The sequence below is a fragment of the Kitasatospora sp. NPDC048298 genome, from assembly GCF_043201465.1.
In the GTDB taxonomy this organism is placed as follows: domain Bacteria; phylum Actinomycetota; class Actinomycetes; order Streptomycetales; family Streptomycetaceae; genus Kitasatospora.
In genome coordinates, this window is sequence record NZ_JBICYZ010000002.1 from 214,014 (window position 1) to 232,518 (window position 18,505).

Here is an 18,505-nt window from a genome sequence, read left to right on the forward strand (position 1 = left end):
CCGACGTGACCGAGGCGGCCGCCGTGGCCGCGCACGCCCAGGACCTCGCCGTCGACGCCGTCTCGGTGGAACTGGCGGGCACCCGGCTGGTCCACGAGGTGAGCCTGGCGGCCGCCGCCGGACAGGTGGTCGGGCTCATCGGCCCGAACGGCAGCGGCAAGTCGACGCTGCTGCGCTGCGTCTACCGGGTGCTGAAGCCGGCCGGCGGCGCGGTCCGGCTGGCCGGCGACGACCTGCACGCCCTCACCGCCCGCGAGGCGGCCCGCCGGGTGGCCGCGCTGACCCAGGAGCACTCCGCCGAGTTCGACTTCACCGTCGCCGAGGTGGTCGCGATGGGCCGGCTGCCGCACCGCCGCGGCTTCGGCGCCCCCACCGACGGGGACGCCGAGCGCTGCGCCGAGGCGCTGCGCAAGGTCCGGGCCGGACACCTGGCCGAGCGCGGCTTCCTGAGCCTGTCCGGGGGCGAGAAGCAGCGGGTGCTGTTCGCCCGCGCCCTGGTCCAGGAGCCGCGCCTGCTGGTGCTGGACGAACCCACCAACCACCTCGACATCGCCCACCAGTTGGAGGTGCTGGCGCTCGCCCGCGAGGCCGGCCCGACGGTGCTCACCGCGCTGCACGACCTCAACCTGGCCGCGGGTCACTGCGACCTGCTGTACGTGCTGCGGGCCGGCCGGATCGTCGCCTCCGGCACGCCCGAGAAGGTGCTCCGACCCGCCCTGCTGGCCGAGGTGTTCGGCGTCCGGGCCACCCCGGTGCGGCACCCGGAGAGCGGCGCCCTCCAGCTGCTGTTCGACCGTCTCGACCGCCCCGCCTGATCCGCCCCCCTGCTCAGAGGAACCACCGTGCGCACCAAGGCCGTTGCCGCCACCGCCCTGCTCACCCTCGGACTCACCGCCTGCGGGGCCGAGATCGCCCCCGAGGAGACCGCCACCGCCTCCGCCCACTACCCGGTGACGGTGGACAACTGCGGCGAGAAGCTCACCTTCGACCGGAAGCCCGCCCGGGTGGTGACCAACGACGTCGGCATCACCGAACTGATGCTCTCCCTGGGCCTCGCCGACCGGATGGCCGGCTACGTGATGCCCGACGACAAGGGGAAGATCGACCAGGTCGCCTGGAAGGACGGCTACCAGCAGGCGAAGTGGCTCTCCAAGCAGATCATCACCAAGGAGATCGCCCTGGACGCCAAGGCCGACCTGGTCTTCGCCGGCTGGCACTACGGCTTCGACGAGGGCCGCGGCGTCACCCCTCAGACCCTCAAGGCGCTCGGCATCGACTCGTACGTGCTCAGCGAGTCCTGCCGCAGCGGCAAGGGCACCGAGCGCGGCGTGATGGACCCGCTGGAGGCGCTCTACACCGACCTGGCCAACCTCGGCGAGGTCTTCGACGTCAAGGACCGCGCCGACAAGCTGATCGCCGACTTCAAGGCGCGGATCGCCGCCGTCCCGCAGCCCGAGCGCCGCCCGTCCGTCTTCCTGTACGACAGCGGGCAGGACAAGCCGTACACCGCCGGGAAGTTCGCCGCCGCCAACGAGATCATCGCCAAGGCCGGCGGGACCAACGTCATGGGCGACCTCACCGACACCTGGCTCACGGCCGGCTGGGAGAGCGTGGTGGAGCGCGACCCCGAGGTGATCGTGATCAACAACTACGGCAGCACCGGCGCCGAGGAGAAGCGGAAGTTCCTCAAGTCCTTCCCGCCGCTGGCCGGCGTCGCCGCGATCCGCAACGACCGGTTCTTCGTCATGGACTACGTCGACCTGGTGGAGAGCCCGCGCAACCCGGCCGCGATCGGCGCGCTGGCCGGGTACCTGCGCACCGTCCCGGCCCGCTGACCGGCCCCGCTCTCGCTCCTCCGGCCCCGGGCGGCCGGGCGTACGCTCAAGGTACGAGCCGACGGAACCCGACCGGAGGAGCGAGATCATGACCACCACGGCGGCCCCCGCCGCCTTCGACACCCGCGCACTGCGCCAGGGCATCGAGCGCCGCGACGCCGAGACCCTCCTCGCGCTCTACGCGGAGGACGCCGAACTGCGCATGGTCGATCGCAAGACCCAGCCCAGCCACCCCCTGGTGATGCACGGGCGGGAGGAGATCGGCGCCATGCTGGACGACATCTACAGCCGCGAGATGACCCACAAGCTGGAACAGGTGGTGGTCCAGGGCGACCACGTCGCCTTCCTGGAGTCCTGCCGGTACCCGGACGGCGTCCGGGTACTGATGTCCTCGATGGCCGGGCTGCGGGACGGCCGGATCGTCGACCAGACCTCCGTCCAGGCCTGGGACGAGACCGGTCCCGAGCAGTAGGCTCAGTGGCATGATCCGCACCGCCGTCGCCACCGACGTCCCCGTCATCCACGCCATGATCCGCGAACTCGCGGACTACGAGCAGGCACTGCACGAGGCGAAGGCCACCGAGGAACAGCTGCACCAGGCCCTCTTCGGCGAGAACCCGGCCCTGTTCGGGCTGATCGCCGAGGACGACACCACCGGCGAGCCGGTCGGCTTCGCGGTCTGGTTCCGCAACTTCTCGACCTGGCGCGGCACCCACGGGATCTACCTGGAGGACCTGTACGTCCGCCCGCAGTCCCGCGGCGGCGGCCACGGCAAGGCGCTGCTGCTGGAACTGGCCCGGATCGCCGTCGAGCGCGGCTACTCCCGGGTCGAGTGGTCGGTCCTGGACTGGAACCAGCCCTCGATCGACTTCTACAAGTCCATCGGCGCGGTGCCGATGGACGAGTGGACGGTGTACCGGCTCACCGACGAGGCGCTGGCCGACGCCGGACGGCGCTGAACGGCTCTCCGGAGTCCGGAGAAAGGGTCTGCCACCCTGCGTCGCAATGCCTTACCATGAGTAACTCCCGAACCGGGGTTGCGGAAGGCAGAGCGATGGTGGATCCGCCGCGCCGGACCCCCCTTCGGGGGCAGCAAGCGGTAACAAGCGGGGTACCAAAGAAGGCACAGCGCGTCACCCAGGAGGCAAGGGTGTCCCAGATCGACGGCGATCTCGGTGTTCAGGACTTCGTGGAGGTCAGGCTGCCCGCAGCGGGGGCCTACCTCTCCGTCCTGCGAACAGCGACGGCCGGGTTGGCGGCCCGGCTGGACTTCACACTCGACGAGATCGAGGACCTGCGGATCGCGGTCGACGAGGCCTGCGCCATCCTGCTCCAGCAGGCGGTGCCCGGCTCCGTCCTGTCCTGCGAGTTCCGGCTGGTCGGCGACTCGCTGAAGGTCACCGTCTCCGCCCCGACCACCGACGGCAAGGCCCCCGAGCGGGACACCTTCGCCTGGACGGTGCTCTCCGCCCTGGCCGGCGAGGTCGACTCCTCGGTCGCCGAGGACAAAACCGTGTCGATCAGCCTGCACAAGAAGCGCGGCGGCTCTCCCGTCCACTAGCCGGGCGCCGAGCCGAACCGCACGACCGAGCAGCACCGAGCAGCACCCGCGCAAGGGCCGTCCGCCGATCCCCGCCCCGGGGCCCGACGGACGGCTCCCGGTACCGCCGCCCACGCGGTACGACCAACGAGACGATTCCGGGGCCGTCGGCCCCGGTGCTCCCGGAACGGAACGGGGGAATGGCCGTGAGTGATCTGGACCGTACCGGCCTCGCGACGGCGGGACCTGCCGTACCGACCCAGGCGAGCGTTCCCGGCCTCGCCGCCAACGACGAAGCGCACCCGAAGGACGCCCAGCGGATGAGCCACCCCACCGAGCCGACGTCCGAGCCGACGCCTGCCGCCGCGCCCCCGCCGGACCCGGCGGACGGGACGGACCCGGCGGGCGAGGCCGAGCTGCACGGCACCGTCCCCACCCAGGGCTCGCACCGCACCGGCGCCCCGGACCGGGAGGCCGCCCGCGCGCTGTTCGTCCGGCTGTCCGCGCTGCCCGAGGGCTCCCCGGAGCGGGTCGAGCTGCGCAACCAGCTGGTGCGGATGCACATCCCGCTGGTCGAGCACCTGGCCCGGCGCTTCCGCAACCGGGGCGAGCCGCTGGACGACCTGACCCAGGTCGCCACCATCGGCCTGATCAAGTCGGTGGACCGCTTCGACCACGAGCGCGGGGTCGAGTTCTCCACCTACGCGACGCCGACCATCGTCGGGGAGATCAAGCGGCACTTCCGCGACAAGGGCTGGGCGGTGCGCGTCCCGCGCAGGCTCCAGGAGCTGCGGCTGTCGCTCACCACGGCGACCAGCGAGCTCTCCCAGCGGCACGGCCGCTCCCCCACGGTGCACGAGCTGGCCGAGCACCTGGGGATCTCCGAGGAGGACGTCCTGGAGGGCCTGGAGTCCGCCAACGCGTACTCCACGCTGTCCCTGGACGTGCCGGACAGCGACGACGAGTCGCCGGCCGTCGCGGACACCCTGGGCGCCACCGACGAGGCGCTGGAGGGCGTCGAGTACCGCGAGTCGCTCAAGCCGCTGCTGGCCCAACTGCCGCCCCGGGAACAGAAGATCCTGGTGCTGCGGTTCTTCCGGAACATGACCCAGTCGCAGATCGCCGCCGAGGTGGGGATCTCCCAGATGCACGTGTCCCGGCTGCTCGCCCGGACCTTGGCGCAGCTGCGGGAGAAGCTCCTGGTGGAGGAGTAGGACTGACGGCCGCTCAGTTCGGGCGGCCGCGCGTACGACTCCCGGCCCCGTGTGCCCCCGGCCCTGTGTGCCCTAGTCCTCGGACGGGGCATACAGGGCCGCCGTCGACTTCGGGTTCAGCAGGCAGCCGATGCCCACCAGGCCGAGCACGCCGACCAGCGCGCCGACCGCGATCATCGCGCCGCCGCTCTCGAACATGTAGTAGGCGACCGGCAGGCAGATCGAGTTGGTCAGCACGGCCGGGCTACGGCCCCAGCGGCGCTCCCTGAGCAGCGCGCGGGCGGCCAGCACCGGCAGCACGCCGAGCAGCACGATGACCGCTCCGCCGAACTCGTTCAGGGCGAGCTGCTTGGCCTGGCCGGACAGCGCGGACACCATGTCCGAGACGCCGACGAGGGCCAGCGCGACGCCCTCCAGGGCGGTGATGGCGGCGCCCAGCGTCAGGGAGGCCGGGCGCCCGGAGCCGGCCGAGGGTGCGGGGGCGGAGGTTTCTGCGGTCACTCCAGCAGGGTAGCCGCCGGTTGGTCCGTACCGACCCGTAGGCTTTCCCCATGCGCGCTCTCCTGGTCGTGAACCACAAGGCCACCACCACCAGTGGCCGGACCAGGGACGTCCTGATCCACGCCCTGCGCAGCGATCTCAAGCTGGAGGTCGCCGAGACCCAGTACCGGGGCCACGCGCGCGACCTGGCCCGCGAGGCGGCGGAGGACGGCACGGTCGACCTGGTGGTGGCGCTGGGCGGGGACGGCACCGTCAACGAGGTGGTGAACGGGCTGCTGGCGCACGGCCCGGGCGAGAAGGTCCCGCGACTGGCCGTGGTGCCGGGCGGTTCGACCAATGTGTTCGCCCGCGCGCTGGGCCTGCCCAACGACCCGGTGGAGGCCACCGGTGCCCTGCTGGACGCGCTGGAACACGGCCGGGAGCGGCCGATCGGGCTGGGCAAGGCGATGACGGAGGGGCTGCCGGACCGCTGGTTCACCTTCACCGCCGGCCTCGGCTTCGACGCCGGGGTGGTCGGCCGGGTCGAGGAGCAGCGACGGGCCGGGCGCAAGTCCACCCACGCCCTGTATGTCGGCCAGGCCCTGCGGCACTACTTCACCCAGCGTGAGCAGCGCCGTTCCGGCCCGGTCTCCCTTGAGCTGCCTGGCCGCGAGCGGGTTTCGGGCCTGGTCCTGTCGATAGTCAGCAACACCTCGCCGTGGACCTTCCTCGGCAACCGTCCGGTCTACCCCTCACCGCTCGCCTCCTTCGACACGGATCTGGACGTCTTCGGCATCACCCGGATGACGGCGTTCGGCACGGCTCGAACGGTCCGTCAGATCCTGCGGTCGTACGCGCCTTCGAGCGACGGCGCCCCTCCGGCCGGCCCCTCCGGGAAGCACGTCGTCTCCTATCACGACGTCAGACACTTCACCTTGGTTTCGGAGGAAGCGGCCCCGTTCCAGGTCGACGGGGACCATCTTGGAGACAGGAGTCGCGTCAGTTTCACAGGCGTACGGCGGGCACTGCGTGTGATTGTGTGACTGGAAGGGGGGTTCCTCCTTCTTCTCGAACGCACAAGCCCCCTTCACTCCATAGAAGTACTGGCTGTGAGCTAGGCGACACCGAAGAATCCAAAATTCCTCCCCGAAGGGGGTTGTATCCGAGCCCGAGGTTTGCGAACCTCTACATGGCGATCGGGACACATCGCAGCGACGGCAACTCCGGAACCACAGGAGCGCCGACCGCGGTTCGTCCCTCGAATCGCCGAATCCCCTCAGCACAGACCACCCGGGCCCGGCGGGCCTCTGGTCTCTTTTGCTGTTGCGGGATTCGTGAAAGCGTTCACATTCACAAGCCATTCGATTGTGCCGATCGGGCCACCCCCCGCGGCAGGAGGAGTTGGACGACCATGGACTGGCGCCACCGCGCTGTCTGCCGCGAAGAGGACCCGGAGCTGTTCTTCCCGATCGGGAACACCGGTCCTGCTCTGCTGCAGATCGAGGAAGCCAAGGCCGTGTGCCGCCGCTGTCCGGTGATGGAGCAGTGCCTCCAGTGGGCGCTCGAGACCGGCCAGGACGCCGGCGTCTGGGGCGGCATGAGCGAGGACGAGCGTCGCGCGATGAAGCGCCGCGCCGCCCGCAACCGCGCCCGCACCGCCTGATCGCCCGGCGATCACACGCCGTAGCACCAGCAGCAACGCAGTACCGATCGACACATGATCAAAGGCTTCCCTGCACCTCCTGGTGAAGCCTTCCGCACAAAGGACCTCGCCCAGCCAGGTCCCGCGACACCGGACCCGCCCAGGCACTTGATACTGTTCACTTAGAGCAATATTGTGGAGCTATGGCGCTCACCGTGTGCAACGCACCGGCGAGGTGTCGCACCACCCAGAGCCCCCGCTCCGGCCGACTCCCCCCGACGGCCGGAACGGGTTGAGAGGCCCTGTCGACCCACCCCCCCCCGGTCGACAGGGCCTCGTTTCTGTTTCCGCCCCCGGTTGCGCACCCGGTTGCGTGCCTGGTTCCGCACTCCGGTCCCGCGCTCCGCACGCCGGTGCGTGGAGCGTGCACCCGGCGCTTCCGCCGCGTGCACGCCCCCGCCACGCACCTTCACGCAACGTCGCACACCTTCGCGCGGCCTCAGCGGACCGGGATCTCCAGGATCACCTTGGTCCCGCCGTTCGGGCCGGCCACCATGTCGAAGGTGCCGCCGAGCTCACCGGTGGCCAGCGTCCGGACGATCTGCAGCCCGAGGTTGCCCGCCGTCTTCGGGTCGAACCCCTCCGGCATGCCGCGGCCGTCGTCCTGCACCGTGATCAGCAGGTACTCCTCCGGCCGGGCGCCGCCGTTCCAGCTGTCCGACCAGCCCTTCCCCGTCGCCGGAGCCCGGCCGCGCAGCGCGCTGACCTCCAGGTTCCCGGAGGCGGTCGGGCCGAACGCGTGCTCCAGGGCGTTCTGGAGCAGTTCGGTCAGCACCATCGACAGCGGGGTCGCCACCTCGGCGGACAGGATGCCGAAGCTGCCGGTGCGGCGGGTCGCCACCCGGCCGTCCTGGGACAGCTCCATCACCATCGCCAGCACCCGGTCGGCGATCTCGTCGAAGGCCACCTGCTCGTCCAGTGCCTGGGAGAGCGTCTCGTGCACGATCGCGATCGAGCCGACCCGGCGCACCGCCTCGTCCAGCGCGGCCCGGCCGGACTCCGAGTCCATCCGGCGGGACTGCAGCCGCAGCAGGGCCGCGACGGTCTGGAGGTTGTTCTTCACCCGGTGGTGGATCTCCCGGATGGTGGCGTCCTTGGTCATCAGCTCGCGGTCCCGGCGGCGCAGCTCGGTGACGTCCCGGCACAGCACCAGCGAACCCGTCAGGGTGCCCTTGGGCTTGAGCGGGATCGCCCGCAGGGTCACCACTCCCCCCTGCGCCTCGACCTCGGTCTGCCGGGGCGCCCAGCCGCTCGCCAGCTTCACCAGCGCCTCGTGCACGGCCGAGCGGGACGGCGGGGCGAGGTCGGCGGTGGCCCGGCCGAGGTGGCTGCCGACCAGGTCGGTGGTGAGGCCGAGCCGGTGGTAGGCGGAGAGGGCGTTGGGGCTGGCGTAGGTGACGATGCCGTCCGCGTCCAGCCGGATCAGGCCGTCGCCGACCCGGGGCGCGGCGTCCATGTCCGCCTGCTCGACGTCGGGGAACGGGAAGGAGCCGGCCGCGATCATCTGGGCCAGGTCGGAGGCGCTCTGGAGGTAGGTGAGCTCCAGCCGGCTCGGGGTGCGGACGGTCAGCAGGTTGGTGTTGCGGGCGATCACGCCCAGCACCTTGCCCTCGCGCCGGACCGGGATCGACTCGACCCGGACCGGGACCTCCTCGCGCCACTCCGGGTCGCCCTCGCGCACGATCCGGCCCTCGTCGAAGGCGGCGTCCAGCAGCGGGCGGCGGCCGCGCGGGACGAGGTGGCCGACCATGTCGTCCTGGTAGGAGGTGGGCCCGGTGTTGGGCCGCATCTGCGCCACCGAGACGTAGCGGATGCCGTCCCAGGTGGGGATCCACAGCACCAGGTCGGCGAAGGAGAGGTCGGAGAGCAGCTGCCACTCCGAGACCAGGTGGTGGAGCCATTCCACGTCGGCCCCGGTGAGGGTGGTGTGGCGGCGGACGAGTTCGTTCAGCGAGGGCACATGGCGAGCGTATCGCCGCCGGTCCCGGCGGGGCGCGGCGGACCTGGGAGCGGGCCTGCGGGAGGGCCCGGGCGGGGTCCGGCGGGAGGCCCGGCGCGGGGTCCTGTCACCCCCGGAGTTGTTTAGACCAATTTGCCGAGAGGCCTGGACAACCGAGATTGGTCTAGTCCACAATGAAAGAGCACCAAGGAGAGGCCCCCGCGCAACTGCCCTGACCGCGCGCGACCCCTCCTCGGTCGGACGCCACAGATCGAGGACCCCGCACAGTTCTCGACCGACTCCGGCGCCCGACGACAGCTCCGGGCTGCGGTGCCGCACGGGTTGAGGGTCCCGTGTCGGCGCCGTGGCCCGTAGTGCTTTCCACCCCCGGAACCACTTGTCCGCCGCTCAGGAAGTCGGCCCCCGGTCCACAGGGCCTGTGGACCGGGGGCCGACTCCTCGCCCGGGGCGGGCTACCGCGTCTCGGTGACCTTGGCCAGGGCGCGCGGGGCGTCCGGGTCCTGGCCGCGGGCGATGGTGACCTCGTAGGCCAGCAGCTGCAGCGGCAGGATCTCCAGGATCGGCTGCACCTCCTCGGGCACGCCGGCCGGCAGCGCGAAGCCCCCCGAGGCGGCGTCCACCTGCGCCTGCCGGCCGACCACCACCAGGTCCGCGCCGCGCCCGCGCAGGCGGTCCAGCACCGGCTGGAGGGCCTCGCCGCCCTTGCCGTCCGGGACGATCGCGATGACCGGCGAGACGTTGTCCACCATGGCCAGCGGACCGTGCAGCAGGTCCGCGCCGGAGAACGGGGTGGCCGGGATGTAGGTGGTCTCCATCAGCTTGAGCGCCGCCTCGCGGGCGGTCGGGTAGCCGTAGCCGCGCGAGGTGATCACCAGGCGCTGGGCGAAGCGGTAGCGCTCCGCCAGCGCCTTCACCTCGGCCCTGCGCGCCAGCACCCCGGCGGCCAGCCCCGGCAGCCCCTCGGCGGCCGAGCCGTCACCGCCCCGCAGTCCCTCGACCAGCAGGTAGAGCGCCAGCAGCTCGGCGGTGTAGGTCTTGGTGGCCGGCAGCGCCTTCTCCGGGCCGGCCAGCACGTCGATGTGGAACTCGGAGACCTCGGCCAGCGGCGAGGCGGCGTTGTTGGTCACCGCGAGGGTGACGGCGCCGGCCTCGCGGGCGGCCTTGGTGGAGGCCACCAGGTCGGGCGAGCCGCCGGACTGGCTGACGGTGACGACCAGGACGTCGGTGAGGTCCGGCTTGGCCCCGTACGCGGTGGTGGTGGACATCGAGGTCAGTCCGGCCGGCTTGCCCAGCAGGATCTCGATCAGGTACTTGGCGTACAGCGCGGCGTTGTCGGACGTGCCGCGCGCGGTGAGCAGGACGAACCGCGGCTTGCGGGCGGCGATCTGTGCGGCGACCTCGCGGATCTTCGGGGCACCCTCGTCGAGGATGCGCTGGAGGACGGCCGGCTGCTCGGCCATCTCCGCCGCCATGATCCGGCCGGGGACGGAAACAGTCTGCGGGTCGGACATCTGGGTCTGCCTCCGATGAGACGGTTCGACCCCGCTCGGGCGGCTGCCCGGCGGGGACCTCCACGGCGGCGAGTCCGCACACTCGCTGCGGTACTTCGTGCGGCAATCCTACGGTCGCACCTGCCGCCGGGCACTCCGTCCGCGCGCCCCGCGAGGACGGGGTGCGCCCCCGGAGGCCGGACGGACGCGCCCCTCCGGAAGCCGGAGGGGCGCACCGCGACGATCCGCGACGGAAGGTCAGGACGCCTTGTTGATCAGCTGGTCGATCGCGGCGTCGGCCTCCTTGGTGGCCTGGTCCACCGACTTGCCCTTGAGGATCGAGGCCAGCATGTCCGGGATGATCTTCTGCTTCTCGATCGCGCCCCAGCCGGGTGCCAGCGGGGTGAACCAGGCGTCCGGGACGGCGTTGGCCGCGGCGGCGGTGGTCGGCTTGTTCTTCAGCGGGTTCAGCTGGGTCAGGTTGTTCGGCAGGATGTCCTTGTCGGCCAGCGCCTGCTGGGACTTGGTGCCGGTGAACATCCGGATCCAGTCGGCGGCCGCCGCCGCCTGCTGGGACTTGGCGGTGAGGGCGAGGTCGGAGCCGCCGATGAAGGTCGGCAGCGGCTTGCCGTCCGGGCCGGGCATGGTGGCCACCTTGACGGCGTCCTTGAGGCTCGGGTCGCCGGTGACCGGCGCGGTGACACTCGCCGCCTCGTAGCCGTTGCCGTAGAAGGACGCGGCGTGCCCGCGGGCCATCGACTCGAACTGGTTCTGCTCGTTGACCGTCAGGTCGCCCTTGTTGTACTTGCGCACCAGGTCGACGAAGTGGGCTATGCCCTGCTGGGACTTGGGGTCGTGCAGGGTGCCGTGCCAGTTGCCGGAGCCGTCGAACTTGGCGATGGCGCCGCCGTACGCGGCCACGTAGCTCATCGCGGCGTACCAGTACGGGCCGGGCAGGTACAGCGGGGAGAAGGTCTTGTCGGCCTTGTTCCGGTCCGCGATCTTGTCCAGCGCGGCCAGCAGCTCCGTCTCCGTCTTCGGGAAGTCGGCGCTGCCGGTGGCCTGTTGGAAGGCGGTGGAGTTGTAGATGGCGACCCGGGAGCCGGCGTAGTAGGGCACGCACCAGAGCTTGTCCTGGTACGTGCAGGTGTTGGCGAGCGCCTTGATCCAGGTGTCGGAGTTGTCGAAGGTGCTGCGGTCCACCGGGGCCAGCGCGCCGGAGAGCACGTACTTCATGGTCTCGGTGTTGCCCAGCTCGACCACGTCGGGGGCGCTGCCGTCGGCGATGGCCTTGTCGAGCTTGCCGACCTTGTCGGCCCAACCCTGGTAGACGAGCTTGAGGCTGATGTTCGGGTACTTCGCCGCGAACTCGTCGTTGACCCGCTGGACCAGGTCCGGCCAGTTCTTCTGGGCGTCGTCCATCAGCCAGACGGTGACGGTGCCGGCGGCGCCCTTCGCGTCCGCGGAGCCGGCGGGAGCGCCGCCGCCCGCGGGCTTCGCGGCCGAGGAACAGGCCGTCAGACCGACCGCCAGTGCCATGGTCCCGAGCGTCGAGATGAGCTGACGCTTCTTCACGCCATCCTCCGAGGGTTGTAGAGCCGTGTTGCCCGCCGGCAGCGTGATTGGCGTCGCCCGTGGCGGAGAGTCCGGACAGGGGGCGGCGAAGAGCTTCGGGGAGGGCCGATACCACATCCGGCGAGGTTGAATCTCGAACCGGATGACTGGACTCTGGCCTAGACCATAGGTGGTGTCAACGACCAAAAGCCCTCCTCGGGGCGGCCGTTGCAGAGCTGTTGTACCGCGTGGCGGCCAGTCGCCGTTCCGTCACCCCAAGTGAATCTTAAGGTGGATTTAAGGCCTGCTTGAGGGAACACGGTCACCCGGAGGATCCGCAGGTCGACGCCCGGGAAACGGAACGGGCCCGCCATGCGACATGCGCATGACGGGCCCGTGGGCCGACGTCCCCGGACACGCCGGTGACGCCTCGTCGGTCGGTTCAGCCGACCGCTCCCGGCTGTCCGGTGAGGACCTCCACGGCCGCCAGTCCGCAGACCCGGGCGGCGCCGTGGGTGGCGATGTGGAGGGCGCCGACCGGCTCGGACTGGGGCAGGCCCATCTCGACCACGGCGGCGTCCGGCCTGGCCGCCACCAGGCGGCCCAGCGCGGCGGACATCCACGCGTGCCGGTGCGCGTCCCGGACCACCAGCACCAGGCGGCGGCCCTCGGCGCCGGCCACCAGCTCGCCGACCAGGGCGTCCAGCAGCTCCGGCGCGGCCTCGGCCGCCGACACCTCGCGGGTGCGGGTGCCGGGGAAGCGGTCGGCCAGCATGCCGGCCACGCCCCACGGGGTGACGTCGCCGACCGCGATGTTCGGCTCGTCCGAGAACGAGGCCACGTACGGGCGCTCGCTCACCGGGGGCACCACCAGGCCCGGCGCCCGGACCACCCGGAGCGCCCGGCGCGCGGCCCGCAGGCCGACCGCCAGGTCCGGCTCGATCCGCTCGCCCTGGGCCGCGATCCGGCCCCAGCTGCCCAGCGCCCGGACCCGCTCGGCGGCGTCCGCCAGCCGCTCCTCGGCGAGCCGGCCGGAGCGCACGCCCGCCACGATGGCGTCACGCAGCATCAGCACGGTCTCCTCGTCGGCGAGCCCGCCGCCGACGCAGATCGCGTCCGCGCCGGCCGCCAGGGCCAGCACGGTGCCCTCGCCCATCCCGAAGGTGTCGGCGATGGCGCCCATCTCGATGGCGTCGCTGACGATCAGGCCCTGGTAGCCCAGGCCGCCGTCGGCCGGGGCCGCGCGCAGCAGGTCGCGCAGCACGGCCGGGCTCAGGGTGGCGGGCAGCTTCGGGTCCAGCGCCGGGATCATGATGTGGGCGGTCATCACGGCCTTGGTGCCGGCCGCGATCGCCGCCTGGAAGGGGATCAGGTCGCGGGCCCGCAGCACGTCCAGGTCGACGTCGATGACCGGCAGGCCGTGGTGCGAGTCCACCGCGGTGTCGCCGTGGCCCGGGAAGTGCTTGGAGCAGGCGGCCACGCCGGCCGACTGCAGGCCCTCGACCCAGGCGGCGGTGTGCCGGGCGCACAGCTCGGGGTCGGCGCCGAAGGAGCGGACGCCGATGACCGGGTTGCGCGGGTTGGAGTTGACGTCCGCGGTGGGCGCCCAGTTGTAGTTGACGCCGGCCGCGGCCAGCGCCCGGCCCAGCTCGCGGGCGACGTCCCGGGTCAGCGCCGGGTCGTCGATCGCGCCGAGCGCGAGGTTGCCGGGCCAGGACGAGCCGGAGCCCGCCTCCAGCCGGGTGACGTCACCGCTCTCCTCGTCGATGGCGATCAGCAGGTCGGGGTTCTCGGCACGCAGCGCCCCGGTCAGCGCGGACAGCTGGCCGAGGTCGACCACGTTGCGGTCGAACAGCGCGACCGAGCCGAGGCCCGCGGCGAGGTGGCGGCGCAGCCACTCCGGCGGCTCGGTGCCGACGAAGCCGGGCTGGAGGACGGTCAGGGCGTCGCGGTGCAGCTGGTCGCTGTCCGGCACGGTGGGAACGAGGATGCTCACGTGGACTCAGCCCTTCACGGCGCCGTCGGTCAGTCCGTTGACCGCCTTGCGCTGCAGGAAGATGAACAGGATCAGGATCGGTACGGCGAACAGGGTCGACGCGGCCATGGTCGCGCCCCAGTCGGTGCCGAACGCGGTCTGGAACGAGGACAGCCAGAGCGGGAGGGTCTGCGCCGCCTCCTTCTTGTTCAGCATGTTGACCAGCGGGAACTCGTTCCACGCGGTGATGAAGCCGAACAGCGAGGTCGACATCAGGCCGGGAGCGAGCAGCGGGAAGATCACCTTCACGAAGGCCTGGGTGCGGGTGCAGCCGTCCACCATGGCCGACTCCTCCAGCTCCTTCGGCACGGCGGCGATGAAGCCGCGCAGCGTCCAGATCGTGAAGGGCAGCACCATCATCAGGTAGAAGGCGGTCAGCGGCACCAGGCTGTTGAGCATGTCGTTGTCACGGACGATCAGGTACGCCGCGATGACCATGACCTCCCAGGGCGCCATCTGGGCGGCCATCACGACCAGGACGAAGCCCTTGCGGCCGCGGAAGCGCATCCGGGCGATCGCGAAGGCGGCCAGGGTGGCGATCACCAGCGAGCCGAGCACCGCGCCGACGGTGACGATCAGGCTGTTGGTGACGTACGTCCAGAAGTGCGGGACGTGCACGGCGCGGTCGAAGTGCTCGAACGTGCCGTTCAGCGGCAGGAAGACGGGGTCCCGGCTGACGATGTCCTTGTTCTGCTTGAACGCCGTCGTGAACATCCAGTAGACCGGGAACAGGAAGAAGACGAAGAGGACGACCGCGATCAGGTTCGGCCAGGTGCGTCCGATGAGCGAGCGCCTCACAGCTCGTCCTCCTGCTTGAGAATGATGCGGAAGTAGTAGGCCATCAGCGCGGCCAGCATCAGGATGGTGAGCACCGCGATCGCGGAGCCGACGCCGAAGCGCTGGGAGCCGATGCCCTCGAGGAAGGCGTGCACCGGCAGGGTGCGGGTCAGGCCGTCCGGTCCGCCCTTGTTGATCAGGTAGACCTGGGTGAAGGCCTTGAACACCCAGATGACCTCCAGGAAGGTCGTGGCCAGCAGGAAGGGCTTCATGATCGGGTAGATCACCGAGGTCCAGATCTTGCCCGAGCCGGCGCCGTCCATCCGGGCGGCCTCGTAGAGCTCCTTGGGGATCGTGGTCAGGCCCGCGTACATGTTGAACGCCACGAACGGGACCGACTGCCACACGATCAGCAGGATGATCACGAAGAAGGTGGAGTACTGGCCGCCGGTCCAGTTGAAGTGGGCCATGGAGTGCCAGCCCAGCTTGTCCAGGAACCAGTTGACGACGCCGAAGTTCTGGTCGAAGAGCCAGGTGTAGACGGTGGTCGCGGCGACCACCGGCATCGCCCAGGCCAGCAGCAGGGCGACCGAGAGCGCCAGCCGCATCCACTTGCCGAGGGTGTTGAGCAGCAGGCCGATCAGCGTGCCGAACACCATGATCAGCACGACGTTGACCGCCGTGAAGATCACCGTGCGCAGGGTGATCGTCCAGAACTCCGAGCCGGTGAGCTGGTCGGTGTAGTTGCCGAAGCCGTTCCACTCGGTCAGGTGCTGGATGAACTGCCGCTTGTTGAGGTTCTGGAACGACACCACGGCCGTCTCGACCAACGGCCAGAGCAGCAGGACGAGGGTCACCGCGATGGCCGGCAGCAGCAGCAGGTACGGGGCGAACCTGGACGCCACGCCGGGCCCGTCCGACGGTCTGCCGCCCCTGCTCGGGGTGCGCTCGGCACCGGGGGTGGTGGGCGTGGACGCCACCACGGACTTCGTTGGCTCCGGGGACTGTGTCTGCACCCGTTCCGACTGCGCAGCCATCGCTCTCTCTTCCTTGCAAACCCGACCACGACGGAAGGCGCCGCCCACCGGCCCCCCGCCGGGAGCCGGTGAGCGACGCCGCTCGACTGCCTTACTGCTTCTGGTTGAGACGCTTCGCGATCTCGTCGTCGGCCTTCTTGGCCGCGGCGGCGTAGTCGCCGGTCAGCGCCGAGGTCAGGAAGTCCTTGATCGGGTTCGGCTCGTTCTCGACGTTGGTCCAGGTCGGGACGTTCGGGGTGGTCGCACCGTTGGCGGAGGCTGGCAGGGCGGCCTTGGCGAAGTCGCCGGTGACCTGGCCGTTGAGCGCGACCTTGTTCGGGATGAGGCCGGACGAGGCGACCAGGCCCTCGTTCTTGTCGCTCATGGCGATCTTCATGAAGCCCTTGGCGAGCTCGGGGTTCTTGCTCTGCTGGGCGATCGCCAGGTTCGAGCCGCCGAGGAAGACGCTGGACGGCTTGTCCGCGGTCTTGCCGGGGAGGGCGAAGAAGCCGATCTTGTCGGCCGCCAGCTCCTCGGGCTTCGGGAGCTCCCAGCCGAGGCCGATGATGGTGCCGATGTCACCCTTGGCGAAGATGTCCTTCTGCTGCGGGGTGGCCTCGTCCTTGTCCTTCGGGGCGGTGGCCGAGTAGCCCTGCAGCTTCTTGTAGGTCTCGAACGCCTTCTGGCCCTCGGGGCTCGACAGGCCGCCGACCCACTTGTCGCCGTCCTTCTTGGCGAGCTTGCCGCCCTCGCTCTGCAGCAGGCCGAAGTAGACGTACCACTCCTGGCCGGGCATGTAGAGGGCGTCGTTGACGCCGGGGACGGCCTTGACCTTGTCCAGGTCCTGGTACAGCTCGTCCAGGGTCTTCGGCGGGGCGGTGATGCCGGCCTTGGTCCAGATGTCCTTGTTGTAGGTCACCACGCGGTTGGTGAAGTACCACGGGGCGGCGTACTGCTTGCCCTCGATGATCGAGGACTCGCTCAGGTTGGCGGCCCAGTCGGCGCCGCCCAGGTCGGCCTTGTCCTTGGTGATGTCGAGCAGACCACCGGTGGCCGCGTAACCCGCGGTCTGGGTGTTGCCGATCTCCAGGACGTCCACCGAACCCTCGGAGAGGGCGGCGGTGACCTTCTGGCCGATGCCGTTCCACTTCTGGGTCTGGATCTCCAGCTTGGCACCCGGGTAGGCGGCGGCGAAGTCCGCCTTGACGCTGTCCTCCCAGCCCTTGGGGGCCGAGCCGTCCATCAGCCACACGGTGAGGGTCTTGCCGTCGTAGTTCTTGGCCGCCGAGGAGGAACCGCCCTCCTTCTTGTCGTCCGAGCCGCAAGCCGCCACGCCGACGACCATTGCTGCGACGCCGACCGCCGCGATGAGCTGACGCTTCACGCCATCCTCCTGAGGGATGCCTGGGTTGCCCCCGTCGGGCGGCAGCGGCAGACCCACACAAAGCGGGGGGAATGGTGCCGCGGACCCCTTCGAACGGGTGGGGGGATTCATAGTTACCGGCCTAGTGGTGTAGACCAGCTGCCTGGAGCTTGGCCTAGACCAATGGGCCTGTCAACGGCTGTTCGACCGATCTCGACCACCCGTTATCAAGCCGACACCGCACATCGTTCATCGCGTGATGAGGTATTCGTTCCGTAGCCATACATGCAACGATGTGAGCCGTTAACGATGTGGCGGGGTCAGTGAGGACCTCGCGAGAAGCGGGAGAACAGGTCCGATGAGCAGCGACGGGGGATCCACCGCCCAGGTCGACGACCCCGAGGTGAACAGCCTCCCGACGCAGGCCGGAACCGATCCGACCGCGCGCGTCCCCAAGTACTACGGCCTGAAGCGGCACCTGCTGCAGCTCACCGAGACCCAGCCCGCCGGCACCCCGGTGCCGCCCGAGCGAGCGCTGGCCGCCCAGTTCGACACCTCGCGCACCACCGTGCGCCAGGCCCTCCAGGAGCTGGTCGTCGAGGGCCGCCTGGAGCGCATCCAGGGCAAGGGCACCTTCGTCGCCAAGCCCAAGGTCGCCCAGGCCCTCCAGCTGACCTCCTACACCGAGGACATGCGCGCCCAGGGCCTGGAGCCCGCCTCCCGGCTGATCGAGATCGGCTACATCACCGCCGACGACCGGCTCGCCCCGCTGCTCGACATCAAGCCGGGCGGCCGGGTGCTGCGGATCGAGCGCCTGCGGCTGGCCAACGGCGACCCGATGGCCATCGAGGTCGCTCACCTGTCCGCCAAGCGCTTCCCGGCCCTGCGCCGCAACCTGGCCAAGCACAACTCGCTCTACGCGGCGCTGCGCGAGGTGTACGGGGTCACCGTGGCCGAGGCCGAGGAGACCATCGAGACCACCCTGGCCAACCCGCGCGAGGCCGGCCTGCTCGGCTCCGACCTCGGCCTGCCGATGCTCCAGCTCTCCCGGCACTCCTTCGACGCCGAGGGCGAGCCGGTCGAGTGGGTCCGCTCGATCTACCGCGGCGACCGCTACAAGTTCATCACCCGGCTGAAGCGTCCGGAGTAGCCGCACTCCCCCACCGCACTTCGGGCACCGGCGCGCGCGACCCGCGCGCCGGTGCCCTTCGCGTTCCGCGACGGCTTCTCCGGGTCCCGCGCCGGCAGCGCCTTCCCGCCGTACGTGCGCCGCGTTTCCGCCACTGCTCCCGCCGCGTTTCCGCCGCACGGGGGCGGACATCGGCCGCTCGCGTCCGTCTGGTGGGAAGTTGCGTCAATTCCGGTGACATGGATCACCCCATGCTCTAGATTGCGCAGCCGTACAGACCTGACTGCCGATCACCGATGGTGCTGCTCGGCGGGCCCGTACGGCGCTCGGCGCCGACCGGGCTGCGGCGCCGACGGGGAACCCTCCGGAGCGGAGCCGAAGATGCCGTCTGATCCCCTCACCGTCGAAGA

At 70.7% G+C, this 18,505-nt stretch carries 17 protein-coding genes; 9 read left to right on the top strand and 8 right to left on the bottom strand.

Going from position 1 to position 18,505, the window contains the following annotated elements; genetic code table 11:
* The first annotated feature begins 5 nt into the window (after positions 1-5).
* From ACGF0D_RS02125 to ACGF0D_RS02150, 6 genes are all read left to right on the top strand, one after another.
* Entirely contained in the window at positions 6-815 is an 810-nt protein-coding gene (locus ACGF0D_RS02125; protein WP_392913719.1) for an ABC transporter ATP-binding protein, read from the top strand.
* A 27-nt stretch (positions 816-842) separates the two neighbouring features.
* Positions 843-1,835: an ABC transporter substrate-binding protein gene (locus ACGF0D_RS02130; RefSeq protein WP_392913636.1), complete on the top strand. Its 993-nt coding sequence runs from the start codon at positions 843-845 to the stop codon at positions 1,833-1,835.
* A gap of 88 nt (positions 1,836-1,923) precedes the next feature.
* Positions 1,924-2,307 (top strand): nuclear transport factor 2 family protein, encoded by a 384-nt coding sequence (locus tag ACGF0D_RS02135; protein ID WP_392873252.1) that lies wholly within the window; start codon positions 1,924-1,926, stop codon positions 2,305-2,307.
* A gap of 10 nt (positions 2,308-2,317) precedes the next feature.
* Positions 2,318-2,794 (top strand): GNAT family N-acetyltransferase, encoded by a 477-nt coding sequence (locus ACGF0D_RS02140; protein WP_392873255.1) that lies wholly within the window; start codon positions 2,318-2,320, stop codon positions 2,792-2,794.
* Between the two features lie 191 nt (positions 2,795-2,985).
* Entirely contained in the window at positions 2,986-3,396 is a 411-nt protein-coding gene (locus ACGF0D_RS02145) for an anti-sigma regulatory factor (protein WP_392873258.1), read from the top strand.
* Positions 3,397-3,575: 179 nt separating this feature from the next.
* Positions 3,576-4,589: an RNA polymerase sigma factor SigF gene (locus tag ACGF0D_RS02150; RefSeq protein WP_392873261.1), complete on the top strand. Its 1,014-nt coding sequence runs from the start codon at positions 3,576-3,578 to the stop codon at positions 4,587-4,589.
* Positions 4,590-4,661: 72 nt separating this feature from the next.
* Here the strand turns inward: ACGF0D_RS02150 and ACGF0D_RS02155 are convergent, their stop codons facing one another.
* A complete protein-coding gene (locus ACGF0D_RS02155) occupies positions 4,662-5,090 on the bottom strand; it encodes a hypothetical protein (protein WP_392913638.1) in 429 nt (142 codons plus the stop codon).
* A gap of 50 nt (positions 5,091-5,140) precedes the next feature.
* Here ACGF0D_RS02155 and ACGF0D_RS02160 point away from each other — a divergent pair, with 50 nt between their 5' ends.
* Positions 5,141-6,112, top strand: coding sequence for a diacylglycerol/lipid kinase family protein (locus ACGF0D_RS02160; RefSeq protein ID WP_392913639.1), 972 nt, complete (start codon positions 5,141-5,143; stop codon positions 6,110-6,112).
* A gap of 368 nt (positions 6,113-6,480) precedes the next feature.
* Entirely contained in the window at positions 6,481-6,732 is a 252-nt protein-coding gene (locus tag ACGF0D_RS02165) for a WhiB family transcriptional regulator (protein WP_014138019.1), read from the top strand.
* A 478-nt stretch (positions 6,733-7,210) separates the two neighbouring features.
* On the opposite strand, the gene ACGF0D_RS02170 is transcribed toward ACGF0D_RS02165, so the two are convergent.
* The 7 genes from ACGF0D_RS02170 to ACGF0D_RS02200 form a co-directional block, all read right to left on the bottom strand.
* Positions 7,211-8,731, bottom strand: a complete 1,521-nt coding sequence (locus ACGF0D_RS02170; RefSeq protein ID WP_392873269.1) for a sensor histidine kinase — start codon at positions 8,729-8,731, stop codon at positions 7,211-7,213.
* A 452-nt stretch (positions 8,732-9,183) separates the two neighbouring features.
* Positions 9,184-10,242 (bottom strand): SIS domain-containing protein, encoded by a 1,059-nt coding sequence (locus ACGF0D_RS02175; RefSeq protein ID WP_392913640.1) that lies wholly within the window; start codon positions 10,240-10,242, stop codon positions 9,184-9,186.
* Positions 10,243-10,479: 237 nt separating this feature from the next.
* Positions 10,480-11,760 carry an extracellular solute-binding protein gene (locus ACGF0D_RS02180; RefSeq protein WP_392874228.1) on the bottom strand — a complete coding sequence of 427 codons (1,281 nt, stop codon included), beginning with the start codon at positions 11,758-11,760 and terminating at the stop codon, positions 10,480-10,482.
* Between the two features lie 457 nt (positions 11,761-12,217).
* Positions 12,218-13,771 carry a glycoside hydrolase family 3 protein gene (locus ACGF0D_RS02185; protein ID WP_392873275.1) on the bottom strand — a complete coding sequence of 518 codons (1,554 nt, stop codon included), beginning with the start codon at positions 13,769-13,771 and terminating at the stop codon, positions 12,218-12,220.
* A 6-nt stretch (positions 13,772-13,777) separates the two neighbouring features.
* The gene (locus ACGF0D_RS02190) at positions 13,778-14,608 is read right to left on the bottom strand and encodes a carbohydrate ABC transporter permease (protein ID WP_392873278.1); all 831 of its coding nucleotides are present in this window, start codon (positions 14,606-14,608) and stop codon (positions 13,778-13,780) included.
* Entirely contained in the window at positions 14,605-15,624 is a 1,020-nt protein-coding gene (locus ACGF0D_RS02195) for a carbohydrate ABC transporter permease (protein ID WP_392873281.1), read from the bottom strand. Before ACGF0D_RS02195 ends, ACGF0D_RS02190 begins: the two co-directional genes overlap by 4 nt.
* 91 nt (positions 15,625-15,715) lie before the next feature.
* Positions 15,716-16,987, bottom strand: a complete 1,272-nt coding sequence (locus ACGF0D_RS02200; RefSeq protein ID WP_392873284.1) for an extracellular solute-binding protein — start codon at positions 16,985-16,987, stop codon at positions 15,716-15,718.
* A gap of 337 nt (positions 16,988-17,324) precedes the next feature.
* Here ACGF0D_RS02200 and ACGF0D_RS02205 point away from each other — a divergent pair, with 337 nt between their 5' ends.
* Positions 17,325-18,116 carry a GntR family transcriptional regulator gene (locus ACGF0D_RS02205; protein ID WP_392873287.1) on the top strand — a complete coding sequence of 264 codons (792 nt, stop codon included), beginning with the start codon at positions 17,325-17,327 and terminating at the stop codon, positions 18,114-18,116.
* Positions 18,117-18,505: the final 389 nt, after the last annotated feature.

What these genes read in the sequence shown, in the direction of transcription:
- ACGF0D_RS02135 (WP_392873252.1), top strand. Translation starts at nt 1,924, where the DNA reads ATGACCACCACGGCGGCCCCCGCCGCCTTCGACACCCGCGCACTGCGC.
- ACGF0D_RS02175 (WP_392913640.1), bottom strand. Translation starts at nt 10,242, where the DNA reads ATGTCCGACCCGCAGACTGTTTCCGTCCCCGGCCGGATCATGGCGGCG.
- ACGF0D_RS02160 (WP_392913639.1), top strand. Translation starts at nt 5,141, where the DNA reads ATGCGCGCTCTCCTGGTCGTGAACCACAAGGCCACCACCACCAGTGGC.
- ACGF0D_RS02195 (WP_392873281.1), bottom strand. Translation starts at nt 15,624, where the DNA reads ATGGCTGCGCAGTCGGAACGGGTGCAGACACAGTCCCCGGAGCCAACG.
- ACGF0D_RS02140 (WP_392873255.1), top strand. Translation starts at nt 2,318, where the DNA reads ATGATCCGCACCGCCGTCGCCACCGACGTCCCCGTCATCCACGCCATG.
- ACGF0D_RS02180 (WP_392874228.1), bottom strand. Translation starts at nt 11,760, where the DNA reads ATGGCACTGGCGGTCGGTCTGACGGCCTGTTCCTCGGCCGCGAAGCCC.
- ACGF0D_RS02150 (WP_392873261.1), top strand. Translation starts at nt 3,576, where the DNA reads ATGGCCGTGAGTGATCTGGACCGTACCGGCCTCGCGACGGCGGGACCT.
- ACGF0D_RS02165 (WP_014138019.1), top strand. Translation starts at nt 6,481, where the DNA reads ATGGACTGGCGCCACCGCGCTGTCTGCCGCGAAGAGGACCCGGAGCTG.
- ACGF0D_RS02205 (WP_392873287.1), top strand. Translation starts at nt 17,325, where the DNA reads ATGAGCAGCGACGGGGGATCCACCGCCCAGGTCGACGACCCCGAGGTG.